Source organism: Enterobacter sp. BIGb0383, from assembly GCF_003751845.1.
GTDB lineage: Bacteria > Pseudomonadota > Gammaproteobacteria > Enterobacterales > Enterobacteriaceae > BIGb0383.
The window spans coordinates 1-10,833 of record NZ_RJKQ01000011.1 but is presented as its reverse complement, the minus strand read 5'-3'; the positions used below and the strand labels follow the sequence as shown (position 1 = coordinate 10,833).

8 protein-coding genes and 1 pseudogene are annotated in these 10,833 nt (G+C 57.5%); all 9 read right to left on the bottom strand.

All coding sequences use genetic code 11. The annotated features are described in order from the left end of the window. Window positions 1-2,408, bottom strand: a 2,408-nt coding sequence (locus tag EDF81_RS23755; protein WP_148049954.1) for a type VI secretion system Vgr family protein, incomplete at its 3' end; no start/stop codon positions are given. A 92-nt stretch (window positions 2,409-2,500) separates the two neighbouring features. Next, on the bottom strand, window positions 2,501-2,965 hold the full coding sequence (locus EDF81_RS23750) for a putative T6SS immunity periplasmic lipoprotein (RefSeq protein WP_123350677.1): 465 nt from the start codon (window positions 2,963-2,965) through the stop codon (window positions 2,501-2,503). Then, entirely contained in the window at window positions 2,959-3,543 is a 585-nt protein-coding gene (locus tag EDF81_RS23745; protein ID WP_123350675.1) for a type IV secretion protein Rhs, read from the bottom strand. Before EDF81_RS23745 ends, EDF81_RS23750 begins: the two co-directional genes overlap by 7 nt. A 14-nt stretch (window positions 3,544-3,557) precedes the next feature. Next, entirely contained in the window at window positions 3,558-6,209 is a 2,652-nt protein-coding gene (gene tssH / locus EDF81_RS23740) for a type VI secretion system ATPase TssH (RefSeq protein WP_123350673.1), read from the bottom strand. A gap of 160 nt (window positions 6,210-6,369) precedes the next feature. Then, the gene (gene hcp / locus EDF81_RS23735; protein ID WP_123350671.1) at window positions 6,370-6,861 is read right to left on the bottom strand and encodes a type VI secretion system effector Hcp; all 492 of its coding nucleotides are present in this window, start codon (window positions 6,859-6,861) and stop codon (window positions 6,370-6,372) included. Window positions 6,862-6,865: 4 nt separating this feature from the next. Further along, the gene (locus EDF81_RS23730; RefSeq protein ID WP_123350669.1) at window positions 6,866-8,575 is read right to left on the bottom strand and encodes an OmpA family protein; all 1,710 of its coding nucleotides are present in this window, start codon (window positions 8,573-8,575) and stop codon (window positions 6,866-6,868) included. Beyond that, window positions 8,576-9,229 carry a type VI secretion system protein TssL, short form gene (tssL, locus tag EDF81_RS23725; protein WP_123350667.1) on the bottom strand — a complete coding sequence of 218 codons (654 nt, stop codon included), beginning with the start codon at window positions 9,227-9,229 and terminating at the stop codon, window positions 8,576-8,578. It abuts the gene before it with no gap. After that, window positions 9,226-10,563 carry a type VI secretion system baseplate subunit TssK gene (gene tssK, locus EDF81_RS23720; RefSeq protein ID WP_123350665.1) on the bottom strand — a complete coding sequence of 446 codons (1,338 nt, stop codon included), beginning with the start codon at window positions 10,561-10,563 and terminating at the stop codon, window positions 9,226-9,228. The genes tssL and tssK overlap by 4 nt, the downstream gene beginning before the upstream one ends. Window positions 10,564-10,581: 18 nt before the next feature. Continuing rightward, window positions 10,582-10,833 (bottom strand): annotated as a pseudogene (locus EDF81_RS23715) (type VI secretion system contractile sheath large subunit); the annotation flags it as partial.

Sequence of the window (10,833 nt, the reverse complement as noted above, 5' to 3'; positions counted from 1 at the left end):
CGCGTTATACAGTTCGTCACCATATATTCTGGTCCTGCTCCCACCATTCTAGGCTGTAACTCGAAACTTCCCTGCTGATACTGATTAAACATCTGACTGGCACTCTGGCCACCAAATTTCTGCCATACCGCTGCCCGCTGAATAATTTTATCCGGTGCGCCACTTTCCACCTCGCCGTTTCCTATCCGCAAATAGGCTCCACCACTGCCTACCAGCAAAATATCCTGCTCTGCACGAATGATAATTTTGCCCTCGCTGCTACTGATACGTACATCCTTCAGCGCGTCCAGCGACATCTCATCGCCCTGAGCCTGGATTTCTACTCTTCCCTTAGCCGCAAATAACTTTATCCCCATCTTTTGTGCAAACAGGCTGATCGCCTCACCCGCAGCGACAGTAAAGGTTTTCAGCACGCTAAAATCGGTATTTCCACCACTCGTTGCCATGAGATTTTCGCCCGCCGACATATGCACACTTTTAGGAGTGCTCTGCGCAATACCTGCCGGTGCCGAAAGTAAAAGTGCAGACTGTTTAAGTTCGGTGAGCACATCACTGAGTAATGCCTTTTGCTTTTGTAAATCTGCCAGCTCTGCTTTTGCTACTTCCGCCGCACCGCGCAAAGACTCGGTTAAACGTTGAGCCTGCTGAAGCTGCCCAAGCGTGGCTTCCATTGCCAGCATCTGCCCCTGCGCCTGTGACTGCGTATCCGCACTAATAAACACCCCTTTCCCCCCACGGATACTCACCCACTTATCCGTTCGCAGCTCCGCGCCTTCTCCCCGCCGCGCTCTGGACGCATCGACGTTATGGCCCAGGTTCAGCTGCGTTTTGCCCCCGTATTCGGTGCTGAGCTTGATATGCTCCTCGCCCCGCTTGTCTTCCATTCGCAGTTTGTTCAGTCCGGCGGTGCGGATAACGTTGCGGGTGCTGTTTTTCTCGGTGACATGATCAACATGCCGGGAGTCGTGCAGGGCGTGGGCGATGTAGGGGCGGTCGGGGTCACCTTCGTGGAAGGCGATAGCGACTTCCGTACCCTGGATTAGCGGGAAGTGAATGCCGTATTTGTCTCCACCATAGGGTTTGGCCAGACGTACCGGCATGCTCTCCTGGCCCTGGGCTTTGTCATCCCGGTCGGCGTCAAATTTTACCCGGTACAAACCGGCACCATCCTGCCAGGCATAGATATCACCCTCTTTCGCGCTGGTAATGCGCGCCGTCAGCGTCCCGCTGATTACCGGCCGTCGGCCTGCGAGTGGACGCCAGCAGAGGGTTTCGCTGTAGGGCATCGCCAGCCATTCTACCTGCAGGGCATTTTTACGGTTCGCCATATAGCCCGTGCGGACGATAACCAGGCCGTTTTCTACCGCGGTCGGCAGGGTTGGCGGCAGCACCCGTTCGGTGATGGTCAGGACCTGGGCCGGACTGAGCGTTGCCGCCGAACTGTTCCCGGTGACGCTGGTCTGGCGGGACAGAAAACGCTCATGCTCCAGACGCGCCCAGAAGTTACCGGTTTCGGCGGACGGGTTGATCTTGTCGCCGCTTTCCAGATGGCGCGACCGGTAGTGATACACATCCCCGTAGGTCACGCCATCCCCGTCGCCCCGGGTCATATCCGCAGGCGCGGAAGCCAGGATCCTCTGCGCTTCACGGTAGTTGTAATCGCTGGCGGTGACCGAACTTTCCACCACGCTTTGACGGACATGCACATTCCAGACGGAGTCTGCGCCCTGGTCATCCAGTCCCGACGGACTGCTGAGCGGCAGCGTTTTCCCGAACGTCCAGGCGCTCTGCTTGTCGGCAAAATGCACCACTTCCGTCTGCGTATCCGGATGCAGGCTGAAGAAGTAAAATATCCCCACCTCCGACAGCAGGCGTTCAATAAAGACCAGGTCATTTTCCTGATACTGGTTGATCTGTTCACGCTTCGGGTACTCCGCCTTCAGCACAAACTCATATTCCCACCCTTTCAGGCCGTGCTCCTGCAGCACCTGGGTCACCACTTCCGGCACCGATTTATTGACAAAGAAACGGTGGGTGCGGAACTGATGACGCAGCAGCGCCAGGAAGGGTTCAATAATAATCTGGTACGTGACCTGATCCGCCGAACCGCTGATGCGTTTAAAATGTGTCACCACACCGTGGACCACTTTTTGCCCGTCCAGCACCATTAAAGGGCCTATTCCCATGGTCAGCGTGGCGGGCTTGCTTAGCAGCTGCGCAGAACTGATATTTCGCTCCGGGCTGGTAAACAGGATCGTGTAGTGATACAGCTCGCTCATCGACTCTTTGCCGCTGAACTCTTCGACATCCAGAGAAGCGGTGCAGGAGGGAATATCCAGCCGGTAACGGTTCAGTCCCGTTCCGGTAACGGCCGATACCGCTTTTTGCAGCGTGTCTGTCAGGTTCATGATAGTGGCTCCATTAGTGAAGATCTGCTGTCCATAAATGCGTTCAGAGGGCCTGTTGGCTTTTTGTATCTGGCAGGTAGCGGAAAATAATATTATTGGTTTCGCAGCATTTCGCTGTAGGGCCGGGCCATCTCACTGTCGTCAGGTCGGATGCTTGTGATATGACGACCTTCTACCTCCAGCGCTGAAACTATCTTTCTCGGCGGTGCGGACTTTTGGGTCGAGATAAGAATAGCCCGAATAAAAAAAGAACCATCACGATCAAACTGATAGAATGTTGGCGGAATACAAAGGTGCTCATTCACGATATTAAGGGCAGGATCAAAGATAATTTTTTCGTCTTTTGAAGGTGTTCCTCTGGGGTTGATTGAAATCGCGCCGACACGGTAATAAGCACTATCGGGAACAGGGAAACACACATTTCCGTTGTTCACCGTAATGACCCCCTCCTCATCGAAGCGAAGCTGATATCCTTTTTCGGGACAACCTGTTATCGCAAGCATACTGATGAACACACAGAGTAGTGGCACAGTGATTCTTTTTACATTCATCACCATGGAAAACCTCTCAATGTCCTCTTATATTTACTCCTTATAGCCAACTCTGTAATGTCACCATCAAGTGTCACCTCATGCGTTAGCCTCAAACTCAACCAACCGGCATACCCTTCTTTCTCAAGAGTAAAGTTATCTGCAATAATTTGCGCCTGTTGCTCCATTGGATATTCACTTAACAATCGGTCATCCAGCACGTATCGATAGCTCACAACTCCACTCATTAGCCCACGGAAGATCACATTCATTCCCTTCTCTCGCTGCCATACATGGCTCATCTCATGTATAAAAAGATGTTGCAAAAAAGGTAACGTAATAGAGAAATCATCCCGATACCATTGAAGAAAGTAAATCTCGCCATTGGGTGTCATCGCGACATTATTCCCTTGCATACCAAGTGGTAAATAACTCTCGTGATGGATTTTAACTTTCTTATAATCGATGCGTTCACCAAATACCGATTTTGCTAAATCGATTTCACCAGAAGTGAGCTCCCTTATCTGCTTATCTTCATCCTGTTTTTTACTATCTTTATCCTGTTGCTTGCTATCTTTATTCTTATTGCCATCATGAATAGACATCCCCCGCCTCCCGCTCAGCCTTCGGTAGTTGCCGCAGTAAACTCAAGCGCAATGCCGTCTTCTTCACTCCAGCCCAGGGTGAGCGAGACGGGTTTCTGCTTCGCCGCCATCTGCGTCAGCAACTGCTGGCTCAGCACCGGCAGGATCTGCTGATTCAGCAGGCTGTCGACGTTACGGGCACCGGTATCCGGCAGCAGACAGGCGGCGCTCAGGGCGTCGTAGAGGCTCTCTTCGATATGGGTGATAAGCCCATAATGGCGATTCAGGCGCTGACTGACCTGCGCAAGCTTCATTTCGACAATGGTGCGCATCGCGGCTTCCGCCAGCGGGCGGTAGATTACCGTCTGGAATCGCGCCAGCAGCGCGGGCTGGAAGTGGTCGCGCAGGATCGGACGCAGACGTTCCTGCAAATCCCCCTCTGAAGCGTCCGGCTGCTCCTGAAGAAGCTGCATCAGCGGGTCGCTGCCGAGGTTGGCGGTCATCAGAATCACCGTGTTGCGGAAGTCGATTTCCCGGCCTTCGCCGTCGCGCATAAAGCCCCGGTCGAAGACCTGGTAGAAGAGATTCATCACGTCCCGGTGGGCTTTTTCTACCTCATCCAGCAGGACCACGCTGTAGGGACGCTTGCGGACCGCCTCGGTCAGGATGCCGCCCTGGCCATAGCCGACGTAGCCCGGCGGAGAACCTTTTAGCTGGGAGACGGTGTGGGGTTCCTGATACTCCGACAGGTTGATGGTAATCAGGGATTTTTCACCGCCGTACAGACTGTCGGCCAGCGCCAGGGCGGTTTCGGTTTTTCCGACGCCGCTCGGCCCTACCAGCAGAAAGACGCCCTGAGGGCCGTTCTCGGAGGTCAGGCCGGTTTTGGCCGCCCGCAGGCGCTGGGCAATGGCGTGCAGAGGCACGTCCTGGCCCACGACTCTTTTCCCCATCTCATTTTCCAGGCTCAGCAGCCCGGTCTGCTCATCCTTCATCAGGGAAGAGAGCGGGACACCGGTCCAGTCGGCGATCACGTTAGCCACGGTCCGGGTATCGACATCCACCTGGATCAGGGCGCTCTCCTGTCCGACTTCGGTCAGCTGCTGCTGCAGTTCCCCCGCCTCTGACTGGCGGCTGCTGTCCTGACGGCAGGCAATCAGCGCCTGCGCCAGCCCTTTCTCGCGGTCAAAACGCCCTTCCAGCGTTTCCTGCTCGCGGCTCAACGCGGTCCGCTGGCGTTCAATCGCGGCCAGACGGTCATCCTGCGGAGGGTTTCCGGCGGCCAGATCCTCCAGCAGAGCCTGCTCTTCCAGGGTCAGGGCGGTGATCTGCGCCTTCAGACGCACGATCACGTCCGGTATCGTCTCCAGGCTCATACGTACCCGGGCACTGGCGGTATCGAGCAGATCCACGGCTTTATCCGGCAGCTGGCGACCGGTCAGATAGCGGCGGGAGAGCGTGACCGCAGCGCGTACTGCCGCATCGGTGATATGTACCCCGTGGTGCTGTGCATAGCGGGATTTCAGGCCTCTGAGCATCAGGCAGGCGGTGTCGTCATCCGGCTCATCCACTTTGACCATCTGGAACCGGCGTTCGAGGGCCGCATCGCGTTCGAAATACTGCTTGTACTCACTCCAGGTGGTGGCCGCGATAGTGCGCAGCTCCCCACGAGCAAGCGCCGGTTTCAGCAGGTTAGCGGCATCCGCACCGCCCGCCTGGTTTCCGGCGCCGATAATGGTATGGGCTTCGTCGATAAATAGCAGGATCGGAGTCGGCGACTGCTGCACGGCGGCAATCACATTTTTCAGCCGCTGCTCAAATTCGCCCTTCACTCCGGCACCTGCCTGCAGCAGACCGAGATCGAGGGTGCGCAGTATGACGGGCTTCAGGCTTTCCGGCACGTTACCCTCGGTAATGCGCAGCGCCAGTCCTTCCACCAGCGCGGTTTTGCCGACGCCCGGCTCGCCGACCAGAATGGGGTTGTTTTTACGGCGGCGGGAGAGAATATCGACCATCTGGCGGATCTCGGTATCGCGACCAAATACCGGATCGATGCTGCCCTCACGGGCTTTGGCCGTGACGTCGAGGGTAAACTTATCCAGCGCCCCCTGTAGAGCAGGGGTCAGTTCACCCTCTTTCAGGTCCGCATCGACCGGGCGACCCACAAATTCAATGCCCTCACCCGATGATGCCTGCAACTCAGCGTCCTGCTGGGCTTCCGGGCGCTCGTCGGACTGCGCATCCAGCAGCGGACGCAGGCGCTCAAGCTGGCTCTGTCCCAGAGTCTGCAGCGGCCACAGGCCGTCACAGCGCAGCAGATTCTGTTTATCCGTCAGGGCCATCAGGAGGTGAACGCTGCGGATTTGTGTTTCGCCGGCCAGCGATGCCAGTAGCCAGGCCTCCTGAAGCAGGATTTGAATATTGTCAGAAAGCTGCGGACGACTGCGTACCGAGCGCGGGAGATTGTCCAGCCAGGCCAGCAACGCCTGCCAGACCGCATCCATATCCCACTCGTAACGGCGCGCCAGCACCATCAGGTCCCCTTCTCCCTGCTCGAGCAGTTTCAGCAGCCAGTGCTCCGGCAGGATCTCCGCGTGGGCACGGGTCTGGCACAGCGACGCCGCGCCTTCCATCGCCCGGGCACAATAAGGGTTAAGACGACGCAGCAGAATTGCTGGATTTTCCATGTTCTTTAAACTCCCTGTCAGGGACCTTCAGGCACGCTACCGCCCATCGCCGTAACCAAAGCGCATCCGGTCAGATTTTCGATTGTGGACTATTTTCCTCAGTACCCGTCAGGCAGGTACTGAGGAAAACTGCGGACGGGAAACCCCGCCCGCACAGGACTTACGCCGTGGCGCGTTCATTCCAGGAATCGGAATGAATGATGTTGCCGTCTTTGTAGGTCCAGGTGATTTTCTCGTAGCGCAGTTCGAGCTGTTCGAGGTGGTTGTGTTTCTCGTAAGCGGGATCCTTGATGTCGTGCATCACCGGATTCACTTTCACCACCTTCACGTTCTCGAGTTTGGTGTTGAAGTACTCCACTTCCTGGCCAGCGTCGTTGATTTTGTACCACTTGAATTCCGCAGATTTCAGGGTCTGCCCGGTGGTAACCGCCTTGTAGAGATACGGGCTGGAGGAGTCGATCTCTTTGGTTATCAGGAACGGCGTGTGAACGCGGGTGCCGGTCAGCTTGCCGGTGTTGTTATCGGTAGGGATGTACAGCTTGTGCTCCTGTGCGACCACTTCAATGCTGCCTTCACGATCCTGAACGTCCACCGATCCTTTGATGTCCGCGCCGCCGTCGTCCTTCAGCCAAAGATAAACAGGAATTGCCATGGCATTACTCTCCATTTTTTTGTAAAGCGTCATCATCCTGCGATGACGCGGGGGTTTCGCCCGGTAGCGAACAGGCATTCGCCTGCGGCACCAGGCTGATTTCGACTCGCCGGTTGAGTCCTCGCCCTTCCGGCGTGTCATTGGTTGCGACAGGGCGGCTTGCACCATAGCCCTGTACCGCAAAACAGCTTTCCGGTACGTCACCGGTGTCACGCACCCAGTCGCGCACCGCTTCGGCACGTTTCATGGAGAGCGTCTGATTCAGTTGTGGATTGCCGGTGTTGTCCGTGTGGCCCGCCACCACGATCAGCCAGCCCGGTTTCGCTTTTATGCCCACCAGGGAGTTGACCAGCAGCCGGGTCGATCCCGCTTTCAGGTCATACTTGCCGGAGGCAAACAGGGACATGCTGTCGAGGCGTATCGTCTCTGGTCCCTGTACGATTTGTTTGATAACCGCCGCAGGGGGAACCGGCGGTGCCCAGTTGCCAATCGCCGCGTCCAGCATCGGTATCAGGCGCAGCCCCTGATACAAGCCCAGGCGATAACGCTGAGGCTCACCACGACGCAGCCAGTCGTCGAGCAGCGCGGCGTCGGCGCGCAGGCGCTGCTGCGCCCGGAGTTTTGGCGCCGTCGGCTCTCCGCTGAGTTTTTGGTATAAAGAAAGATGATCGCCGACACTGCGGATAAGCCGCTGGTTATTCATAAAGGAAGCCAGCATGGCCAGGACGAGGAAAATGGCCCCCAGCAGACCCACCCTGCGCCAGAAAATTTTCATCCGGCTTAGGCTGCCGGAACGTAGCAACGCCGATAACAGCAGCTCAGGCAGCGGCACAGGCCGGGTGTTTTCAGTCAGGGCCGGTGCCAGGGCCGTGATGGCGGCAATATGCTGCTGCCAGAGGTTGTCAGGCAGCCCTTTTACCGGCGTGAAGCAAATTCCGTGCGCGCAGGGGATCGCATCAGCCCGTTCACCCTGGCGGGCGGGCTGGGTCTGCCAGGCAAGCAGGCTCTCCAGCCATAGCGTCAGGCTCAGACGGCTCAGACGTCCGGACGCGTCCGTTTCCTGAGCCCATTCGGCCAGCGATACATTGCCCAGTCCGGGCTGATGAACCTGAATACCCGATCGGGTGTCGGTCAGGGTAAACCAGACCGGCTCCCCGTCAGGCCAGGCAGCAGGTGGCGATATCCAGGTGACGGTGCAGACTGGCGGCATCCTGCCGAGCGTGCTGCGGGTCTGCGCCAGCGCACGCTGCCAGCCACGCTGATCCTGGGTGAAATCATCCGCAGAGAGATGGGTTTCCGGCAGGATCGCAAGCAGCACGGCGATCCGGGATACCAGTGCAGGTCGGGCAATACTCAGGTGCTGCGCCAGCAAAGGAAGCTGCTCAGCATTCTGAACTTTCAGATACCAGCCCTGGCGGGTTTCACGGTGCCGCCGTTCAGCAGTAAAGAGTAAAGCGTTATCACCGCAGGCCAGGATGACCGCGCCCAGGAAATCCTCCGGCGGCAGGCTGTCATCCTCGATATCCCTGACAGCTTCGTCACGGACGCGGGTCAGAACCCGCTGCCGCCACAGCATCCCCACGCAAATCAGGATGACGACCAGGCTCAGCGCAACCCGACTGCCCACCGACAGCGGCCAGAACCCGAGAATCAGCCACAGGCTCAGCACGGCGGCTAGCACCGTCAGCAGATACCGTTCAGAATAGCGCCCCATTTACCCCATACTCCCTGTACGGGTCACCAGATCCGCGAGGGAAGATGAGAGGACAAACCAGAGCGTAATCAGCAGAGCGGTACCTGCAATCCAGGAAAGCCAGTATCCACGGCGACCGCTGCGCAGGTGCGATGCCCGCACCACAATGGGTGCATCCAGCGCTGGTGTTAACGGGGGAACCCGCTCACCTAACGCCCTGATAATATCTTCACGGCGTTCATCCTTTTCAGCCGAATACTGACCGACAAAACCCAGCTGCAGGGTCCGGTACAGGCAGATCAGCACGGCCGTATCCGGCGCCGTCTCTTTCAGAATATGGCGAATGCGCTCCCACAGCTCTTCGCCGGCATTCAGCGAGCCGAAAAAACGGGCCTGCAGCGGGTCCCGGTGCCAGACCCGATAGCCATCATCGGGGGTACCACGATTGAGGACGCTTTCATCCAGCAGTGCGCACAGGGCATAGACCATATGGTCACGGCTGATATCGCTGTACCCCGCCCCGGTCAGCGCGGTTTTTGCCTCCTCAACCAGACGGCTGGCACGCCGGTAGAGGTTTTCACCGTCACGGACGTCCTGTCCGCCACGCAGCTGGCTGGCCATCAACCAGCCGGGATAGAAAATACGTTCTATCTGACGCAGTTCAGATTTATTCATGTCCGCAATACCGCATAGAGTTCCAGTTTCACGTCACCCAGTGATAACGGGGTATAGAAAGTGCAGCTGCCCGCTTCCAGCATGGCCCGTGCCGCATCGGTACTCAGATCCAGCGAAAAGTACTGATTTTCAAGACGTAATGGGATAGCGGCAGGCACATGGCTCAGAGGCTTAATGACCATGCCGCTCAGCGCCGTATTGACGACATCGGAAACGTCATCAAGGCTGCCGGCCTTACAGAGCTGAGGAAATTTGATCTGCAGTTCATGATTAGGCATCGATGAACGCACGGAGAGATAGAAATCCGCCCCTTCCCGCAGACGCGCATCGTGCAGCGAGCCTTTCCAGAGCCGATCGTCATGTTCAAGCGAGATACTGACCACGCGTGACGGCAGGCTGGCTTCAAGCAGTTTATCCAGCAATGCCAGTAACGGCGGGAATACCTGCTCCGGTGTCCCATGCAGCCAGAGCGGAATTTCACCGGCATCATGCTCCAGTGAGAACGTCAGAAGGCTGCCTGCCAGACGGACCAGTTCCCGATACAGCAGTTCAGGATGACGAGAAGGCGTCTGCAGGAGTTCGGTCAGTACCGGCTCCGCGCTGTTTAGCGCATTGAGCAGCCAGAACAGGGAAACATCCGCCACGGCAAAATCCGCCATCCGCTCATTACTCTCGCGACGCATGGCCATCAGACGGCGGCGTCTTGCCTGCAGACGGATCAGTAAAGATCCCAGCTCCGCGATCAGTAACGGGCTGGCAGAAAGCGCAAGTAAGGGAGGAATAAATGACCCGTCGCGGCTCCATTGCCCCTGCGCATTACGCGCCAGACGCGCAACCGGACAGGTCAGCCAGGCCGTGTTTTCCTGGCTGGATAAGCGCAGGGTGATCGCATGACGCAGAACTGCCAGCTCGCCGCTTTCGTGGCCCGCCAGCTCCTGAACGTTGACGCGCTCGGCTTTCCAGCGGCGGGGACGCTCGCTGTCCAGGCCGTTATCGAGATTGTTGCCGCTGGCGCTCAGCAAAGGCAGCGCCAGCAGTACCTCGACAGATTCACGGTCCGTTACGCCACTGAGATCGCAGACGGGCGGAAGGTTATCCGACACATCCGTATCAACAACGGTACCATCCTGAAATCGGACCACCATTCGGGTGGCATTCAGGCGGGACAGCGCCAGCGCGGCATCATCAAATTCTGCTGCTATCACGCCCCACGGATGCGCGATTGCCATCCGGGCGACATGCTCTGCAACATAGGTATCCCAGCGGGCCTGCTGCTGGAACTGTTGCGGGGCCAGCGCGGCCCCGTCCTCCCATAGTGGACGATAAATTTTCATCCCTGATTGTCCCTCGCCTTATGCTTTGGCTTTTGGCATCTGAGAAACCAGAGACAGGTTGACGTCCATCCCTTCGACCTGGAAATGCGGCACCGCATAGAGTTTCACCCGGAAGAACCCCGGATTGTCCTCAATGTCCTCCACCACCACTTTCGCATCCCGCAGCGGGTGAGAAGCCTGCAGTTCATCCCCCGGATCCGTCATCTCCGTCACCAGACCCCGCACCCAGGTGTTCAGCTCCAGCTCCAGCAGACGCCGGTCTTTGGTGGT

Bases quoted from the DNA above. Each gene is read 5' to 3' on its own strand.
- EDF81_RS23750 (WP_123350677.1), bottom strand. From the start codon at position 2,965: ATGGTGATGAATGTAAAAAGAATCACTGTGCCACTACTCTGTGTGTTC.
- EDF81_RS23745 (WP_123350675.1), bottom strand. From the start codon at position 3,543: ATGTCTATTCATGATGGCAATAAGAATAAAGATAGCAAGCAACAGGAT.
- tssH (WP_123350673.1), bottom strand. From the start codon at position 6,209: ATGGAAAATCCAGCAATTCTGCTGCGTCGTCTTAACCCTTATTGTGCC.
- hcp (WP_123350671.1), bottom strand. From the start codon at position 6,861: ATGGCAATTCCTGTTTATCTTTGGCTGAAGGACGACGGCGGCGCGGAC.
- EDF81_RS23730 (WP_123350669.1), bottom strand. From the start codon at position 8,575: ATGGGGCGCTATTCTGAACGGTATCTGCTGACGGTGCTAGCCGCCGTG.
- tssL (WP_123350667.1), bottom strand. From the start codon at position 9,229: ATGAATAAATCTGAACTGCGTCAGATAGAACGTATTTTCTATCCCGGC.
- tssK (WP_123350665.1), bottom strand. From the start codon at position 10,563: ATGAAAATTTATCGTCCACTATGGGAGGACGGGGCCGCGCTGGCCCCG.